Source organism: Flavobacterium sp. LK-23 (assembly GCF_058135255.1).
Map to the genome: position 1 here is coordinate 172268 of NZ_JBYUVT010000002.1, position 18849 is coordinate 191116.

At 36.0% G+C, this 18849-nt stretch carries 10 protein-coding genes; 1 reads left to right on the forward strand and 9 read right to left on the reverse strand.

All coding sequences use genetic code 11. From position 1 onward, the window contains the following. Positions 1-29: 29 nt before the first annotated feature. From AC3Y25_RS04230 to rpsF, 5 genes are all read right to left on the reverse strand, one after another. The gene (locus AC3Y25_RS04230; protein WP_489901852.1) at positions 30-10439 is read right to left on the reverse strand and encodes an Ig-like domain-containing protein; all 10410 of its coding nucleotides are present in this window, start codon (positions 10437-10439) and stop codon (positions 30-32) included. A 1165-nt stretch (positions 10440-11604) separates the two neighbouring features. Continuing rightward, entirely contained in the window at positions 11605-12078 is a 474-nt protein-coding gene (locus AC3Y25_RS04235; RefSeq protein ID WP_489901853.1) for a DUF6495 family protein, read from the reverse strand. A gap of 133 nt (positions 12079-12211) precedes the next feature. Then, positions 12212-12652 (reverse strand): 50S ribosomal protein L9, encoded by a 441-nt coding sequence (rplI, locus tag AC3Y25_RS04240; protein WP_095927713.1) that lies wholly within the window; start codon positions 12650-12652, stop codon positions 12212-12214. A 68-nt stretch (positions 12653-12720) separates the two neighbouring features. After that, a complete protein-coding gene (gene rpsR, locus AC3Y25_RS04245) occupies positions 12721-13017 on the reverse strand; it encodes a 30S ribosomal protein S18 (protein WP_002987043.1) in 297 nt (98 codons plus the stop codon). Positions 13018-13022: 5 nt separating this feature from the next. Next, positions 13023-13364, reverse strand: coding sequence for a 30S ribosomal protein S6 (gene rpsF / locus AC3Y25_RS04250; protein ID WP_068842999.1), 342 nt, complete (start codon positions 13362-13364; stop codon positions 13023-13025). A 177-nt stretch (positions 13365-13541) separates the two neighbouring features. On the opposite strand from rpsF, the gene AC3Y25_RS04255 reads away from it, so the two are divergent. Continuing rightward, the gene (locus AC3Y25_RS04255) at positions 13542-14240 is read left to right on the forward strand and encodes a LytR/AlgR family response regulator transcription factor (protein ID WP_008463025.1); all 699 of its coding nucleotides are present in this window, start codon (positions 13542-13544) and stop codon (positions 14238-14240) included. 8 nt (positions 14241-14248) lie between these two features. Here the strand turns inward: AC3Y25_RS04255 and priA are convergent, their stop codons facing one another. The 4 genes from priA to AC3Y25_RS04275 are packed head-to-tail and all read right to left on the reverse strand — an operon-like array spanning position 14249 to position 18846. Beyond that, on the reverse strand, positions 14249-16699 hold the full coding sequence (gene priA / locus AC3Y25_RS04260) for a replication restart helicase PriA (protein ID WP_427873162.1): 2451 nt from the start codon (positions 16697-16699) through the stop codon (positions 14249-14251). A gap of 23 nt (positions 16700-16722) precedes the next feature. After that, a complete protein-coding gene (gene bla-B1-FLAV, locus AC3Y25_RS04265; protein WP_489901854.1) occupies positions 16723-17481 on the reverse strand; it encodes a subclass B1 metallo-beta-lactamase in 759 nt (252 codons plus the stop codon). A 10-nt stretch (positions 17482-17491) separates the two neighbouring features. After that, complete coding sequence (locus AC3Y25_RS04270) at positions 17492-17920, reverse strand: DUF2147 domain-containing protein (RefSeq protein WP_489901855.1); 429 nt, start codon at positions 17918-17920, stop codon at positions 17492-17494. After that, the gene (locus AC3Y25_RS04275; protein ID WP_489901856.1) at positions 17917-18846 is read right to left on the reverse strand and encodes a YihY/virulence factor BrkB family protein; all 930 of its coding nucleotides are present in this window, start codon (positions 18844-18846) and stop codon (positions 17917-17919) included. Before AC3Y25_RS04275 ends, AC3Y25_RS04270 begins: the two co-directional genes overlap by 4 nt. Between the last annotated feature and the right edge of the window lie 3 nt (positions 18847-18849).

Consider the following 18849-nt stretch of genomic DNA (forward strand, 5'->3'; position numbering starts at 1 on the left):
TAATTAATTAGATGATTAATAGAAGTGGATTATCTCATAATAGACAACCAGCCTTTTTTAACCGTTCCATCTCCAATGGTTATCACATAAAAATAAGTACCTGTTGGCAGCATATCTCCTCTATTAACTACACCGGATACATTTGCTGTACCGTTCCAATCATTTTCATAACGTGTTTTACTATACACTAATGCTCCGTATCTGTTAAATACTTTCAGTTCGTTGTTTGGATAAGACTCAATACAGTCAATTCTGAACAAATCGTTTTTACCATCATTGTTTGGAGTAAACTCATTGTAAACAGTTAGACAAATTGGTTCTAATGTAACTGAAGCTGAATTATTTGATGCATCAACATCTAAAGGAGTCGAAATTTCAACGGTAGCAACGCTAGTGTAGTTTCCACTTGATAATACTTCTGCAACAACTGTCAATACTACGCTCTGACCTGCCGTTAATGTTGGTATAGTCCAAAGCTGTGTCGCTGGATCGTATGTTCCTGCAGTTGCCGAAGAACTTACCAATTGTAAACCGCTAGGAAGCAAATCACTCACAATAGTATTTATAAAATCTCCTTCACCTACATTGTTTACTGTAATCGTAAACGTTACTTTATCTCCAAAGTTCGGTGTTGGATTATCTACAGTATGCGTAATAGTTAAATCTGAACAGCTTGCAACAGTAACATCTAACGTTTTAATTGTTCTCTCGTCGCAATTATTAACATAAGCTACAGTTACTTTTCCTGGACCAATATCTGACCAAGAAACTGTTACAGAACCATCGTTTGTACCCCCGCCTGAAACAATTGTACCTCCATTAATAGTCCATACATAATTAGATTTACCATTTGCAATTGAATACGTTACGCCTTTGAATACACAAGGAGTATCATCTGTCGTAGCAAGCTGAACTGCAGCGTCATTTTCGAATGCAATTGTAACTCCTAATCTTGGTCCGTTATCACAACCGTTAAATGTATTAGTCAATGCTCCTGCATAATAAGTCGTTGCTGTAAGCGGAGTTGTATTTGCTAATGCTGTTCCGCCAGTTGCAGATGCGTACCAAACTACATTTGTTTCGTTTACAAAAATATTAGCCAATGTTGGCAAAGCTGATAAACAGAATGTTTGTGTAGTTCTTGGCGTTGTAATTACACTTGGCGAATTTACATTTACCGTAACAGCTAATCTAGCTAGATTTTCGCATCCAATAGCACTTGAAACTGCACCATAATATGTACCTGTAACAAGAACTGTTGTTGGCGCAATTGCTGTTCCTCCTGTAGCTGTGCTATACCAAACAACATTTGCTTCGTTTACTTGAATATTTGCCACTGTTGGCGAATTTAAAGTACAGAAGTTTTGTGTTGTGTTAGTCGTAGTCGGTGTTGGACTTGGATTAACTACGGTAACAGTCACCTGAAGACGAGTTGAACTTTCACATCCTGATGGATCAACTATATTTCCGAAATAAATTCCTGAAGTAAGCGCTGTTCCTGCTGGAATTGCTGTTCCTCCTGTCGCTGCTGTAAACCATGTTACATTGCTTTCGTTTACTTGAATATTTGCAATAGTAGGAGCATTTGCAGAACAGAAAGTCTGTGCTGTACTATTTGTCGTTGGATTTAATGTATTACCAACTGTTACAGCCACTTGCAATCTGACACTGCTTTCGCAACCTGTTACTGGATCTTTAATTGCTCCGAAATAAGTTGTTGTAGTTAGCGCAGTTGTCGCAGCCAAAGCAGTTCCTCCTGTTTGAGTTGTGTACCAAACTACATTACTCTCATTCACTTGAATATTAGCAACTGTAGGATTTGTACCTGTACAGAAAGTTTGTGCAGCAGCAGTTGTTGTTGGTGTTGCAGGGTCAGTCACATTTACATCAACTGATAATCTTGTAACACTTTCACAGCCTGTTGCTGGATCTGAGATCGCTGCAAAATATTGGCCTGTTGTTAAAGATGTAGTTGGCGCAATTACTGTTCCGCCTGTTAAAGCTGTATACCAAACAATATTTGTTTGATTAAACTGAACACTTGCAAAAGTCGGTGCATTTACCAAACAGAAGTTTTGTGTTCCTGCTGTTACTAAAGTCGGAGTTCCTGGATCGTTTACAATTATATCAACTGTTAATCTTGAAGCGCTTTCGCAACCTGTTGCTGGATCTAAGATCGCTGCAAAATATTGTCCTGTTGTTAAAGCTGTTGTAGGAGCAATTACTGTCCCGCCTGTTAAAGCCGTGTACCAAACAATATTAGTTTCATTAGTTTGGATGCTTGCAAATGTTGGAGCATTAGCCAAACAGAAGTTTTGAGTACCTGCTGTTACTAAAGTTGGCGTTCCTGGATCGTTTACAATTACATCAACTGTTAATCTCGCAGCACTTTCGCAGCCTGCTGGGTCTGAAATTGCAGCAAAATATTGGCCTGTTGTTAAAGCTGTTGTTGATGGAATCAATGTTCCGCCTGTTAAAGCCGTATACCAAACAATATTCGCTTGATTAAACTGAACGCTTGCAAATGTTGGAGCATTAGCAAAACAGAAGTTTTGTGTTCCTGCTGTTACTAAAGTCGGAGTTCCCGGATCACTTACAATTACATCAACTGTTAATCTCGAAGCGCTTTCGCAGCCTGTTGCTGGATCTGAAATTGCCGCAAAATATTGGCCTGTTGTCAGAGCTGTTGTTGATGAAATTAACGTTCCGCCTGTTAAAGCTGTATACCAAACAATATTCGCTTGATTAAACTGAACGCTTGCAAATGTCGGAGCATTAGCCAAACAGAAGTTTTGCGTTCCTGCTGTTACTAAAGTTGGCGTTCCCGGATCACTTACAATTACATCTACTGTTAATCTTGTAGCACTCTCGCAACCTGTTGCAGGATCTGAAATTGACGCAAAATATTGTCCTGTTGTTAAAGCTGTTGTCGGCGCAATTACTGTCCCGCCTGTTAAAGCTGTGTACCAAACAATGTTAGTTTCATTAGTTTGGATGCTTGCAAACGTAGGAGCATTTGCCAAACAGAAGTTTTGTGTTCCCGCAGTAACCAATGTTGGAGTTCCTGGGTCATTTACAATCACATCAACTGTTAATCTCGCAGCGCTTTCGCATCCTGTTGCAGGATCTGAAATTGCTGCAAAATACTGTCCTGTGTTTAAAGCTGTTGTTGATGGAATCAATGTTCCGCCTGTTAAAGCTGTATACCAAACAATATTCGCTTGATTAAACTGAACGCTTGCAAATGTTGGACGGTCTTCTTTACAGAAAGTTTGTGTTCCTGCAGTCACCAATGTTGGTGTTCCCGGATCGCTTACAATTACATCAACTGTTAATCTTGAATTGCTTTCACAACCTGTTGCAGGATCTGAAATTGCCGCAAAATATTGTCCTGTTGTCAGAGCCGTAGTAGATGGAATCAATGTTCCGCCTGTTATAGCTGTGTACCAAACAATATTAGTTTCATTTGTCTGAATGCTGGCAAATGTAGGCTGATTTACCTGACAGAAATTTTGTACTCCTGCTGTTACCAAAGTTGGCGTTCCTGGATCGTTTACAATTACATCAACTGTTAATCGTGAAGCGCTTTCACAACCTGTTGCAGGATCTGAAATTGCTGCAAAATATTGTCCTGTTGTTAGAGCCGTAGTAGATGGAATCAATGTTCCACCTGTTATAGCTGTGTACCAAACAATGTTAGTTTCATTAGTCTGAATGCTTGCAAATGTCGGAGCATTAGCCAAACAGAAGTTTTGTGTACCTGCTGTTACTAATGTTGGAGTTCCTGGGTCATTTACAATTACATCAACTGTTAATCTTGTAGCGCTTTCACAACCTGTAGTTGGGTCGGAGATTGCTGCAAAATACTGTCCTGTAGTTAGAGCCGTAGTAGATGGAATTAATGTTCCGCCTGTTATAGCTGTATACCACACAATATTCGCTTGATTAAACTGAACGCTTGCAAATGTTGGAAGGTCTTCTTTACAGAAAGTTTGTGTTCCTGCAGTCACCAATGTTGGTGTTCCCGGATCGCTTACAATTACATCAACTGTCAACCTTGAATTGCTTTCACAACCTGTAGTTGGGTCGGAGATTGCTGCGAAATATTGTCCTGTTGTTAGAGCCGTAGTAGATGGAATCAATGTTCCGCCTGTTATAGCTGTATACCAAACAATATTAGTTTCATTTGTCTGAATGCTGGCAAATGTAGGCTGATCTACTTGACAGAAATTTTGTACTCCTGCTGTTACTAATGTAGGTGTTCCTGGATCATTTACATTTACTGTTACTTCCAATCTCACTGAACTTTCACAGCCTGTAAGTGCATCAGTAGCTGCTCCGTAGTAAATTCTGCTTACTAAAGGAGTAGTTGAGGCAATTACATTTCCACCTATCGCTGCATCATACCAAATAACATTGCTCTCGTTTACTTGAATATTTGCAACTGTAGGATCAGTAGATAAACAGAAATTCTGAGTATCGTTTGTAGTTGTTGGCGTATTTGGATCGCTAACTATAATTACTGCATCTTGTAATGTTCCTGCTAAATTTTCACAGGTATTAGTGCTTGAAACCGCTACATAATAAGTTATCGGACTTACTGCTTTTGTTAAACCTGTAGCAGTTAAAATACCTGCTGCATCTATTGCATAAGTAACCCCTGCTATTACAGCTCCATTTGTAATTGGTTGCGTTTTAGCAGCGTCTAAATACCAAGTAAATACTGGGCTAGTTAATGCTGGTGCAGTCGGAGTTAATGATGCTGATAAGCCTGGGCAAACCGTTACATCATCAACCAAAATATCGCTTCCTATTGAAGGAGGCAAAATTGTGAATGTGATTTGTTTTCTATCTGCTGCTGCAGTTTCACACAATTCATCTGAACTCACTCCAACGAAATAAGTATAAGTTCCCGGAGCCAATCCGTTTACTATCAACTGTGCAGTTGTTTCGCCAGGAATTAACTGACTTGTCGTTCCATTAAAACTATACCAATGGTATACAGGATTAGTTAAAGCAGGAGTTCCGCTTAAACCTGTTGCTAAAGTTACAGTTCCAGAAGCAGAACAAATTGATGTAGCTGTTCCTCCATTTAACGTAATATCTGTTAAAGCATTTACTGGAGCAGAAGCTTTTACTTCGACAGTAACTTCTCCTCTTGCGTAATTTTCACAACCGTAACGTACTGGTTGTACATAATACTTATAGATACCTGCAGTTAAATTATCTGGTAACGTAAAGGTTGGTCCGCTAGCCACCAAGTTTCCTCCTATCTCGGCATCATACCATCGATAGGTCGAACAGGCGACTTCAGGAATCTGGAGTTCAATTTCGCTACCCGGACAGACCGTAATTTTATTCTGCGGATCTGCTCCAATCACTGTAGTGTTAGCTGTTCTTTCTACAGTATGAACTCTTAAGAAATCTAATACTCCAGCAACACCTCCTAAACGAATTCTAACTCTATCATAAATCTCTGTTGGAGAAGACACTAATACCATTGCCAAAGAATTTCCTGGCAATAATTTTATACTCAATAATGTACTAGTATTTTGAATTGGAGCACCAACTGCCACATTTCCTAAATAACGCTGAATTGAGAATCCTGTAAGCAGATTCACGCTTAAAAGACTGCCTGGTTTTGAAACCACAATTCTTAAAGTATCACTAAGAACAGAAGGTGTTTTAAATTGTACCGTTAAATCTGCAGCTGCCGCCACTCCAACTCCACTATACATTGTAGCAAAAGTTGTTACGTCATTATCAGCAACATTCCAAGCATCACTTACACCTATTAAAGCAGTTGCCGCACCTATAGGAAGGTTTATATCTGTAGCACCATAAAAAATATCCTGAATATCTCCTGGAGTACAAGTTACAGCAGTAACTGGTTTATTATAATGAGCTTCAAACACTTTTGTATTTTGAGCAAGACTTAAAATTGAAGAAGATACAATACGAATACCATCATAATCTTGCGGACCTGATGCATCTGAAGGAACAAAAGTAAACTCATAAGTATTGTCTCCTGAAATTAGTTTTAATAGCGATCCCGACACAGGCTGCATTGCTCCAATAAGATTACCTCCAATAGTTCCTACTACCGATAAGTTCTCTCCAACAGCCAACAAACTATATTCAGATCCTAATTTAACTGTAACAGGAGTACCTTTAGCAATAGGAGTTGCCCAAGTTAAATTCTGCCATGTTGTGCCAATTCCTAAAAGTCCTAAACCAGTAGTAATTGTTGAGAATGTCTGAGGATTTCCATCAATTGCATTTGCATTGTTTGAAACACCCCCAGTAAGTATAAAGCCTTCACTTTCTCCTGATGCATAAACTCGTTCTGTTAAGTTTTGACAGCTGGTAAGATCTATCACATTGATTACCTTAGTTGCAGTAACACTACAAGTTCCTAAAGTTGCAACAGCTGTGTAGGTGTAAACTCCCGGAACATTTAAAGGACCTGTTGTAAATGGAGGACCTGCAAGCGCAACACCTTGTGGATTAAACCATGTTACAGTTCCTGTAGAAGTAGCATTTAACGCAACATCAGCTCCAACATTTACAGATTCTTGCGGATTAGTCACCACTAAAGTTGGTACCGCATTAATTGTTACGGTCACAGATTGTCTAGCTGATGGGCAAGTGCTTGTCGCGCCCTGTGCTTGTATAGAATAAATACCACTTACTGTTACATTTGCAGCAGCATCGGCGGTCATTACATTATTTAAAGGATCATAAAAAGTATAAGTAGCTGCTGAATCAAAATTAGTGATTGCATTAGCCAAATTGGCGCTACCACAGGCTACTAATGGAGTAGTGATAACCGTTAAAGGTGTTGTTGAAGGAAAATTAACCGTTACTAGTTTTAAATCTCCATTCACATTCTCACAAGTACCTCCATTAACTGCAGATATATATAAATTGTAAGGAGAATTTAAAGTTGTTAAACCAGTTAATGAAAGAACACCAGTAATAGGATCTTTTGCAAATGTTATGCTTCCATCTACACTTCCATCTACAATTTCTGTTACTTTATTCTGATCTCTATAATACTTAAACTGAACACCAGCAATATCAGAAGATGGAGTTAAAACTGCCTCTCCAGAACAAGTAGCTTCAACTGGACTTGTAATTAAAATATTTGCCGCAGTCGGAATTGGTAAAACATTAACAGTAACCGCTTGGCGTAAGCTGTTAACACAACCTCCTCGTGTTGCTTCTAAGTAGTATGTAGTTGTAGTTGTTAATGGAGCTGTTGGAGCTACGCTTACAACATTTCCTAAAGTTGGAGAATCATACCATTGAAAAGTTTCTCCTCCTGTTGAAGTTGCAGATAAATTAGCTGTTTGGCCAGCACAAATTGGTGCCGCTGCTCCAGTTATTGTGGCATTTGGAAATCTATAAGAAGCTCCATAAATGTTTACAGTAGTCAATAAGCCCACTAATGCTCCCAATCTAATATCAACTCTATCAAATGCAGCAGTTGTTGGGTAACTAACTTTGAATTTGTTTCCTGATAATACTTGTAAGTTCAATAAACTATTGTTTACTGCAAGTCTGCCTGGATTTTCAGCTCCTGCTAAAGAAGTTCCTATGCTTACAGATCCCAGCAATGCAATATCAGCAAGACCGCCTGGTAATTCTAATTCAACATCAATAATATCTCCTGCTTGACCGGGTGTTAGAAAATTTAACTGTTGTTGTATGTATGAATTAAGCACTCCCGCAGCTATTGTCAAAGAAGAAAATGTATTTGGATTTCCGTCAACAGCATTAGGTCCGTTAACACCATTACATAGAACACATAATAAACCAGGGTCAACCGTTATGGCTTGTGTACTTGGTTGCAAACAAGTGCTTACTGTATTGGTTACGATCACATTTATAGCAGCTCTTGAAGTACTTCTACAATCTGATGCCGTACTTACAGCTTCAACATAAAATGTTTCATTTGCTGTTAAAACTGGATTAGGTATATAAGTATTACTACCAGTACCTTGCAAAAGAGTTCCTCCTGTTGGAGCATCATACCATAAATAAGAAACTCCAGGGCTACTTACAACAGACAACTGTACATTCTGGCCTGACTGAATAATAACGCTAGAAGATACAGGGACTGGTGCCGCTGGTCTAGGATTTACATTTACATTTACCGCTGTACGAGTACTTAAACAAGCTCCAATTACTGCTTCAATATAATAAGTAGTTGGAACAGTTAGATTTGGAGTTACAAAAGAAGTTCCTGTAAATACCAAAGTTCCTCCTGTAACAGCATCATACCAATTATACGTTGTGCCGGCAACTGGAGATTGAATTGTTATCGTTGTCGTTTCTCCACTACATAAATTTGCAGGAACAGTAGAAATCGCCGTTGGAGCTACTGGACTATCGACTGTAACAGCAAAAGGATTTCTTACACTATTAACGCAACCATTACGAGTTAATTCAACATAATAAGTTGTATTAGCTGTCAAGGCTGGAGTTGTAAACGAAGCTGTACTGCTTAGTAAATTTCCACCAGTTAAAGCATCATACCATCTAATCGTTTCCCCTAAAGCCAGATTAGCATTTAATGTCGCCGTTTGTCCACTGCAAATTGTAGTATTTCCAGAAACAACTGGAGCTTTATATCTATAGGCAGCTTGATAAATATCCAAATTAGTTATAAGACCAAGTACACCTCCTAAACGAACTTCTACACGGTCAAAATTGGCACCAGCCGTAACGCTAGCTCTATATCTAGTACCACTTAATAACTGCAAGGTAATAAGAGGATTATTAATTGCAACTCTATCATTATTATAAGTTGCACCATTGTAGGTTGCCAAACTAATCACGCTTAACAACTGAACATCTGCTAATCCTCCTGGCAATTCTAAGTCAACATCAACAATATCACCAGCTTTTCCTGGATTTGTAAATTGTAATGTTTGCTGCATAGATCCTAATACATTGGCAGGAACAGTAAGTCTTGTTGCAGTTGCAGGATTTCCGTCTACAGAAAAATTCGGATTTGTAGCATTACACAATAAACATACGCCAATTTGAGAAGTTACTTGACTGCTGGCTTCAAGACATCCGCCTAAAGCTGCTGGCTGAACCGTTACTGTAACAGATACTCTCGTTGCACTGACACAATTTCCGTTTGGGCTTTGTGCTTCAACGTAATACGTTTTAGTAGCTGTTAAAATTGGTGTTGTAAAAGTAGCTGTATTTGTGGCAACAGCTGTTCCACCAGTTGAAGTTTCATACCAGTTTAATTGTGCTCCAACCTCTGTAGTAGATGCGTTTAACGTTGCATTCTGACCAGATTGAATAGTCACACTTTGCGTTAAAACTGTCGGAGTTATTGGAACGGCTGTAGAAACAACACTAACTGGCGTACGTGAACTAACACAACTGCCAATAGCAGCCTCCACAAAGAATTGAGTCGTTCCTAATGGTACTGTTGGCGAATAAGTAGTTCCACTAGCTAAAGCAGGCCCACCAGTTGCCGAAGAGTACCAGTTGTAAGTTGTTCCTGGAGCCACATTTACAACCGATAAAGTGGTTTGTTGAGTTGCACCTGTAGAACAAACTGTTGTTCCAACATTACTAATTCCTGGTATTAATGGATTAGAAACATTCAAGACCACAGGTACACGAACATTTCCTTCGCAGCCTGCAGCTCTAGTTATTCCTATATAATATGTTGTATTTGCTGCTAAAGCAGGAGTCGTATACGTATTACCTACTGCCAAAGCTGTTGTAGAAAATTCAGAACTGTACCATGCCAGCGAAGTACCCGCTGCAGGCGTTGCAGTAAGAGTTGTTGGAACTCCCGCACAAACTGTCTGCGATAAACCGCCAGATACAGTTGGTTGTGCAAATTCTAGCCTAACATCATAAACTCGTAAGCTTACCAAAAGACTTAAAAGTCCACCACCAACCTGAATTTGAATTTGGTTGGTGTCACCCGTAATAGGGAATTTTGCAACAGCAACAGTATTCCCACTTAACAAATTCAAATTCAAAAGCGGACTATTTAAAGCCACACTGGAACCCACATTGGCTCCAGAATTTTTAGCTTGAACTGTTGCATTTGCTAACAAACTTAAATCAAGCAATCCGTTGCCTGTACCAAAGTATATTGCAACTTGGTCACCAGCTCTAGCTGTTTGGTTTAAGGTCAATGTTTCTTCTGCAAAACATCCAAGCACTGCAACACCATTTGTTAAGGTTGCATAAGTGGATAAGCCAGCGCTATCATACGCATTGGCAGGACTATTAACATCTACTCCTAAACACAAAAGTCCTCCTCCTGCACTATTTGTCTGAGACACAGGTCTACAAATAGTCTGAGAGAATGCATTAGTGCATATAAAGAATAACGTTAAAAGTCCTAATAATCTCATTTGAGGATTGAGACTACAAAAAGTAAATTTTTTTTTCATAATTTGGAAGATTAGAAAATGGACAATAAAACACCTCTTGCAGTAAGTGCAAGCACCTACGCAATTAAACAATCAGTTAAAAATCAAACAGTTAAAACAAACAATAGTAGCCTATAAAAAAGCTGCTAAATTCTGTTTTAATAAAAAAAATTATGTTGAATTCGGTATATCAAAGTATACCGTAGAACAAATTCTATCTCTGTGAGACAAAATAAATTCTGTTTTTTTAGAGGAAAAATGATTGTAATCAATTTTCCAAGAGGAGTAATTTGTTGCAGGCCTAATTTTCATAATGAAAATTTTAGTTGAAAGTAGAACTGGGGTTCTTTATATATGTCGATTCTTTTTTTCAGAAAGTTGATTAGTCTTTTCTAAAACTAACTAACTGCAAAAGTTAGTTCGAATCTTTTTATATCCAAAAAATTATTCTTCCTTATAGTCAGCCCGCCAAATGGGGTGATTAAAAGACAGCAAATTAAAATGTAAACTTTTTGAAAAAAAATTAAGTATTATGTAACGATTAAAATTATCGTTGAAACGAAGTAAGCGAAATAGGTTAAAAAATAAAACTAAAACAAAATTTACGATTAAAGTAAATTTGATAAAGAAAGTAATTGTCAATTCCATACGCAGACTTATTAGGTTGTGGTATAATTTCTCAATTTTCAATCTTAACAACATGGCCAATAATTTTCTAACCAATATGTCTTGAAAACCAAAAGAAAACTTTGTTTAACTTTTGTTACCTAAAATTAGGTAAAACAAAAACATAAAACAAACATAAAATTCTTATAATTTATTCATAAAACTTTAATTCTAAAATTACAGACACATTAAAACATCAAGAAAATCGCTACTTTTAACATAATTAGCTTACAATTTCCTTATTAAACAAAATATTAAACAAAATATGTTAAATCGATATAAATAAAGAATAATCCTACATTAAAAACAATTTTATCGACAAAACTATCCGTAATAAAGACCAAAAGCACAAAAACTGTTTCATGAAACCTCAAAATCTAAAAAAATATGAAGAGTTTTAAAAAAACAAGTAGAAATACGGGGTCAAAAATTTCAAAAATATTAAACAAAAGTTAAAAAACAAAAAAAGCAGACAGTTGCCAACAACTGTCTGCTTATTAAAAACCTTACAAAAATTATTCTAAGATTCTATAATTGTATTAATTTGATTAAACAACTGTCCATCACTTAAAAAAGCACCTTGTTTAATCAATTCAAAAATCGAAGAATTACGTTCATCTGTAAACACTTTCTTCCCGACTTTCATTTCAATATTTTCTGTAAACATATTATCGCTTAACCATTGAAGCCCCTCTTTAGTCAAAAAGTCCACTTCTGGAGAAAAAGTTTTCAAAACAATTGACTTAATATAAGTATCAAAACAATGAAACAGAAAAATATGGCTCTTAGAAAAATGTTCCAAATATTCTGCTCTACCTAATACACCTTCCCAAATCAAATCTGAAAAAACATCAAGTTCCTGTTCTGCAACTTCTGGCTTATTAATCTTAAGCTCTTCCCACTCTTTTCTGTCTATTGCTTGTGTTGCCAAAAAACTTGCAAATTCAGCATGTAATTCGTCAAACTGCTCTTTTGTTAATCTTGCGTATTTCATTTCTTTTTTAGGCTTTATGCTTTACGCTGCAAGCTATAAGCATCCAGCCATAAGTCTAATTATTACTATTAATCTTGTCTTAAACAAAAAAATCCCGACTTTCATCGGGATTTTTGTATAGATCTAAAAACTATTACTTTTCAGCAACAATTTCGTAAGCTAATTCAACGATTACATCTCTGTGTAAACGAACTGTAGCATTGTATTTACCTAAACGTTTTACAACACCGCTAGTGATGAATTTTCTATCGATAGCATTACCAGATTTCTCTAAAGCTGCAGCAATATCGATATTAGTGATAGAACCAAAAAGTTTCTCTCCACCAGCTTTTGCAGTAAGTTTAATTTCAAGAGCTTTTAAAGTTTCAGCTATTGCTTTAGCATCAGCTACAACTTTAGCTTCTTTGTGTGCTCTTTGTTTTAGGTTTTCAGCTAAAACTTTTTTAGCAGAAGGAGTTGCTAAAGTAGCAAAACCTTGAGGGATTAAAAAGTTACGACCGTAACCAGGTTTTACAGATACTACATCATCTTTAAACCCTAGGTTTTGTACGTCTTGTTTTAAAATAATTTCCATGTTGTTGTCCTTATATTTTAGAAGTTAGGTTCTGATCAAACAGAAACCAGCGACTAGATTTTTTTATACTATTTTAATAAATCGGCCACGTATGGCATTAAAGCTAAGTGACGAGCTCTTTTTACAGCTACAGAAACTTTTCTTTGGTATTTTAATGAAGTTCCAGTTAAACGACGTGGAAGAATTTTTCCTTGTTCGTTAACGAATTTCAATAAGAAATCAGCATCTTTATAATCGATGTATTTGATTCCTGATTTTTTGAAACGGCAATACTTTTTAGTTTTGTTAGTTTCAATGTTTAAAGGCGTTAAATATCTGATATCTCCGTCTTTTTTTCCTTTTGCAGATTGCTCGATTGTAGACATAATAATTACGCTTTAGTAGATTTTAATTTTGCTCTTCTTCTCTCAGCCCATGAAATAGCATGTTTATCTAAACTTACAGTTAAGAAACGCATAACTCTTTCATCACGTCTGAATTCAGTTTCAAAAGCTAAAAGAACTTCTCCAGCTACTTTGAATTCGAATAAATGGTAAAAACCACTTTTTTTGTTTTGGATTTCGTAAGCCATTTTTTTAAGACCCCAATCCTCTTTCGATACCATTTCAGCTCCTCTACTAGTAAGAAATTCTTCAAATTTCGTTACTGTTTCCTTCACCTGAACCTCAGATAAAACGGGATTTAAAATGAAAACAGTTTCATAATGATTCATAAATAAAAATTTTATTTGTTAAAATTGGGTGCAAAATTAAGCATTTAATTTACATATCCAACATTTTTTTTCTTTTATTCGTCATAATGCAAAAAAGATGCCTCAACCTTAGTTTTTTTTACAAAAAAATAATACATTTACTACTGCTATCCTGAATTTATTCTAAATATAAATGTTATGAAACTAAACTGTGTTGTTGTAGATGATAGTTCTATACAAAGGACAATTATTGCCAAATTGGTCAATAATCACCCAGGCTTGCATTTAATCGGGGATTTTTCTAATGCAATTGAAGCAAAAAGTTGTATCTCATTAAATAATATTGACTTAATATTTCTTGATATTGAAATGCCTGTTATTAACGGATTTGATTTTCTTGACGGATTAAAATCAAAACCGCAAATTATATTTATTACATCTAAAGCCGAATATGCCCTTAAAGCTTTCGACTACGACGCTACCGACTATCTTCAGAAACCTATTGCAGTAGATCGTTTTAATGCCTCTGTAAAAAGAGCAATTGATATGCATTTGCTTAAAAAGGACATTAAAGAAGAAGAAGGCGAACATATATTCATCAAAAGTAATCTAAAAAAACTTAAAATCTTTACTTCAAAAATAAAATGGATTGAAGCTTTTGGAGATTACGTAAGAGTAGTAACCGAAGACGACAGCAATTTGGTACTCTCTACTATGAAATCTTTTGAAAATGATTTATCTAAGGACAAATTTATTCGTGTTCACAAATCGTATATTATTAATATCGATAAGGTCGAACGTTTCAATAGTAAATTTGCCGAAATAGGCATTACCAAAATACCGCTAAGCCGCAATAAAAAAGAAGATCTAGTAAAAGCTCTTTCAACTTCTTCTTAATTGCCGTTTTAATAAAAATCTACATTAACTACAACTTTTATAGCTCTGTATTGAGCCACAGCTTCAAAACTATTCAGCATTTTCTGAATAGTTTTTTTTGTGTTTCCTAAATGAAGATTATGCGGAATCTTTATTAAAATAGTTCTGATATATTCATTTCGTATTCTACTTATCGCTGGCTCTTCTGGCCCTAAAACAGGCATTCCTAAGTTCTGACTTAAAACCTGATACAGCCACATAGCCCCTTCCTTCAATTTATCAAAATCTTTATGCTTTAGCGTAAGCTTAATAATCCTGAAATAAGGCGGATATCTATAAATTTGTCTGTCATACAACTGTTCTTTATACATACCTATATAATTATGGTTTGTAACTTGTTGAATTGTATTATGATTCGGATTGTAAGTTTGAATGACAACTTTTCCCTGTTTTTCTGATCTCCCTGCTCTTCCCGCAACTTGCGTCATCATTTGAAAACTACGTTCAAAAGCTCTAAAATCTGGATGATGAAGCATATTATCTGCATTCATGATTCCGACTAAGCCTACATTATCAAAATCAAGTCCTTTGGCCAGCATTTGCGTGCCCACCAAAATATCAATTTCGCGATTTTTAAACGTATCAATTATCTTCTCAAAACCAAATTTACCTCGAGTAGTATCTTGATCCATTCGAGCTGTTTTTGCTTTCGGAAAAAGCGAAGCCAGCTCCTGCTCTATCTGCTCAGTCCCAAACCCTTTTGTAGTTAAATCTATACTGGAGCAATTATGGCAATTTGTAGGTTTTGCTATAGAATAACCGCAATAATGGCATCGCAATTGGTTCTTATGCTTATGGTAAGTCAAACTTACATCGCACTGCTGGCAATGCGGAACGTGCCCGCAAGTCAAACATTCTATTATAGGCGAATATCCTCTTCTATTTTGAAATAAAATAACTTGCTCACCTAATGACATCGATTCTGCAATTTCTTCGATTAAAAGATCACTAAAATGTCCCGTCATTTTTTTTCTGAAATGCTTGTCTTTTAAATCAACTAAAAGCACTTCAGGCAAGCGGACATTTTTGTAACGTTCAGAAAGTGTTACCAATCCGTATTTATCATTTTGGGCATTAAAATAGGTTTCAATGCTAGGCGTTGCAGAACCCAATAACACTTTCGCTTTATGAAAATTAGCCAAAACAATTGCAGCATCTCTGGCATGGTATCTTGGTGCAGGATCTGTCTGCTTAAAAGTCTGCTCGTGTTCTTCGTCAACAATTAACAATCCTAAATCATTAAAAGGCAAAAACAAAGCCGATCTTGCTCCAATTACAATTTGTGCTTTTGGAGAATTTTCAAGCGTTTGCCTCCAAACCTCAACTCTTTCATTATTACTGTATTTGGAATGAAAAACAGCTACTTTGTCTCCAAAATGAAAACGCAGTCTCGAAACCAACTGCGTAGTAAGAGCAATTTCTGGCAAAAGATACAAAACCTGTTTTCCTGTCTCTAAATACTCTTCAATTAACTTGATATAAATCTCAGTCTTTCCGCTAGAAGTTACACCATGAAGCAGACAAACCTCTTTCTCCAGAAAACTATTTTTGATTCCAGAAAAAGCATTTTCCTGAGCCTCACTAAGCTGCAATTGCTTATCTGATACTTCTCCGTTAAATGTAACACGATCGTGCTGCAAATAATATTCTTCGAAAATTTCCTTCTCAACTAAAGCTTTTACAACTGCAGCGGTTACATTTGAAACTTCCGTAAGTTTTTTGACCGTAATTGGCTTTTTCTCCGAAGCATTCAACTGAAAATAAGTTAAAACAATTTCTTTCTGTTTATTAGCGCTTTTCAGCACTTCGAGTAATTCAGCCAAGCCGTTATCCGATTCGTATTTTGAATGCAATTTAACATATCGAACCAATTTTGGCTTGTATGTTTCTTTTATTTCTTCATCCAAAAAAATAATGTCTTTCGCTATTAGCTTTTGCAGAATCGGAAGTATATTCTTTTTATTTAAGATCGAAGTAATCTCCTGAATCTTTAACGAACTTTGATGATGTAGCGCTTCATAAATCAAGAATTCATCATCAGAAAGTTCGCTGTCATTTACCACAACATCAGGTTTATGCGAAATAATTGTCTCACTTTCCAACAATAATCCACTCGGAAATGCGCCTCGATACACATCTCCAATTCCGCACATATAATAATTTGCAACCCAAAGCCAGTGTTTAATCTGGATTTCGGTTGCAATAGGTACTTCATCTAAAATTTGATGGATTTCTTTAGCTTCGTATAATGTTGGAGCATTTTCATGAACGTCCAGAACAAGCGCTGTATATATTTTACTTTTACCAAATGGCACAGCAACACGCATTCCTTTTTTTATGAAATGAAATTCGGCTTCAGAAATTCGGTATGTAAATGTCTTAGCTAAAGAAAGCGGTAAAATAACTTCAATGAAATGCATGGATTTTTTTTATAAGTCAGTAATTATTTCTGACCTGATTTAGAAGAAGTGCCATTGGAAAGATTATAATCCTGAACCAGCTTTAAAGTGTACGCAACAGACTCATTTGTCGTTCCTCCGTCGTGTCCCGGAATAACAAACTTCGGATTCTTAAATTTTGACTGAACTTTTTTTATGGATTTCTGCCATTCCTTAACATCAGCATCACCTAAATTTCCTAAATCTTTTGCTTCAATACTCTTTATAAAACAACCTCCATAAAGAATTTTCTCTCTCCCAAACCAAACCACAATATTATCTGGCGCATGGCCTTTACCCGGATAATACACTTCAAAATTATATTGCCCAACGGTAAAAGTCGCATCATCTGGAATTACAAATTCTGCTCTTCCTTCTTTATTCCCTTTAAGGATTTCATCTGTCAATTTACCTGAGTAGGTTTTAATTCCTTTTTTTCTATAAAAATCCAATCCACCCGCGCGATCTTCATGCGAATGCGTTGCAAAAACCATTACGACCTTTTTATTATGTTTCGCTTCAATACTATCCAACAAAGGCTGAAACTGCGTTTTATCCCACGGAGCATCAAAAAGAACAACACCTTCTTTTGTAACAACATACATAGCATTGGCAGAAATCCTTACCCCTTTGTATTCATTAAAAGTTTTATAAACATAAAAGTCACCTGTAAGATGACTTATTTGTAATGGCGAATTCTTAGATTGTCCAAAGCTATTTGAAACTATAACTAAGAATAAAATTATTGAAGCAAATTTTCGCATTATATTTTAGTTAGTTTTTTACTCTCATCCAGTATTGTGTTCTTCCCATCAAAGAAATCCCAACATAACCGCGAAGTTTTAATTTGTCTGCAGATTCTAAAGTAATATAACATTTGTACTTTTTACCGCTTGTAGGATCCAAAATGGTTCCTCCGTTATATTCTGAGCCATCTTTTTTAAGACCATTCATAATTACCATACCTAAAATTGGCTTATTTTTTTCGGCTCCATCACATTTTACACAAACATCTTTTTTATGGCTGTCACGAAGGATATCTACTACTTTACCATATATTTTTCCCGATTTTTCGTAGATTTCTACTATAGATTTAGCTTCTCCTGTTTCATCGTCAATTGTTTTCCATTTTCCAATTACACTTTGACTTTGCATGGTCAGCGCAAAGAAGAACACTCCGATAGTTAGCATCAAATTTTTCATATTATTTCTCTTTTTTTTTGTTTTAATTTTCTGATAGAAGCATTCAATTCGAACCCTAAAAGCAGAATCATACAGTTTATCCAAATATAAAACATTAGAATTAATAATGTCCCAATTGAACCATAAAGTTCATTGTATTTTGAAAATTTTATAACCCAAATCCCAAAAAAGAATGAAGATATAACAATTAAGACCGTAGTAAAAACAGAACCAATGCTTATAAAAGGCACTTTATTGTACTGTTTTGTACCATAACGCAATAATATTGAAGATGTTATCAAGATCATTAAAACAACAAACAGATATCTTCCTAAAATGATCAACGGAATTCGATCACTGAGCACATCCTGAATTATTGTTTTTTGAATAAATACCTCAAAAACCACAATTGTTGCCACTGTTACAAACAGAATAACAGTCATAACAATAGAGATCGCTAGCGCAACTAAATATTGTCTAAAAAAACCACGCTTATCAAAAACGTGTTTGGAAGATTCAAAACCGCTTAGAATTCCATTAATACCATTTGCCATTAAGAATATCGAAAGCAAAAAACCTGACGATAACAATCCCGAGTGACTATTATTTAAGATATCGCTGATGATTTTACTAATAGCATCAAACGTATTCGGAGGAACACTCTGTTGCACAAACTGCAAAAAATCTTCTTGGAAATTGTCTATAGGAATAAACGGAATTAAGTTTAAGATAAACAGCGCAAAAGGAAATAAAGCCATAAAAAAGCTAAAAGAAACCGCACTTGCATGATACGAAAAAGCTCCATCAATAATCCCGATGGTATACATTTCTAATAAATCGTACAATGAAAATCCTTCCAGCCAAGGCAGTTTTATTTTCTTCAAAAGTCGGGCTAAAGTCCGCACCACAGGCAGTTTCTCAATCCGATCTTCTATCTCTTGCGACATATT

Excerpts from the sequence above, each read along its gene's own strand:
- AC3Y25_RS04230 (WP_489901852.1), bottom strand. The coding sequence starts at position 10,439 with ATGAAAAAAAAATTTACTTTTTGTAGTCTCAATCCTCAAATGAGATTA.
- AC3Y25_RS04235 (WP_489901853.1), bottom strand. The coding sequence starts at position 12,078 with ATGAAATACGCAAGATTAACAAAAGAGCAGTTTGACGAATTACATGCT.
- rplI (WP_095927713.1), bottom strand. The coding sequence starts at position 12,652 with ATGGAAATTATTTTAAAACAAGACGTACAAAACCTAGGGTTTAAAGAT.
- rpsR (WP_002987043.1), bottom strand. The coding sequence starts at position 13,017 with ATGTCTACAATCGAGCAATCTGCAAAAGGAAAAAAAGACGGAGATATC.
- rpsF (WP_068842999.1), bottom strand. The coding sequence starts at position 13,364 with ATGAATCATTATGAAACTGTTTTCATTTTAAATCCCGTTTTATCTGAG.
- AC3Y25_RS04255 (WP_008463025.1), top strand. The coding sequence starts at position 13,542 with ATGAAACTAAACTGTGTTGTTGTAGATGATAGTTCTATACAAAGGACA.
- priA (WP_427873162.1), bottom strand. The coding sequence starts at position 16,699 with ATGCATTTCATTGAAGTTATTTTACCGCTTTCTTTAGCTAAGACATTT.
- bla-B1-FLAV (WP_489901854.1), bottom strand. The coding sequence starts at position 17,481 with ATGCGAAAATTTGCTTCAATAATTTTATTCTTAGTTATAGTTTCAAAT.
- AC3Y25_RS04270 (WP_489901855.1), bottom strand. The coding sequence starts at position 17,920 with ATGAAAAATTTGATGCTAACTATCGGAGTGTTCTTCTTTGCGCTGACC.
- AC3Y25_RS04275 (WP_489901856.1), bottom strand. The coding sequence starts at position 18,846 with ATGTCGCAAGAGATAGAAGATCGGATTGAGAAACTGCCTGTGGTGCGG.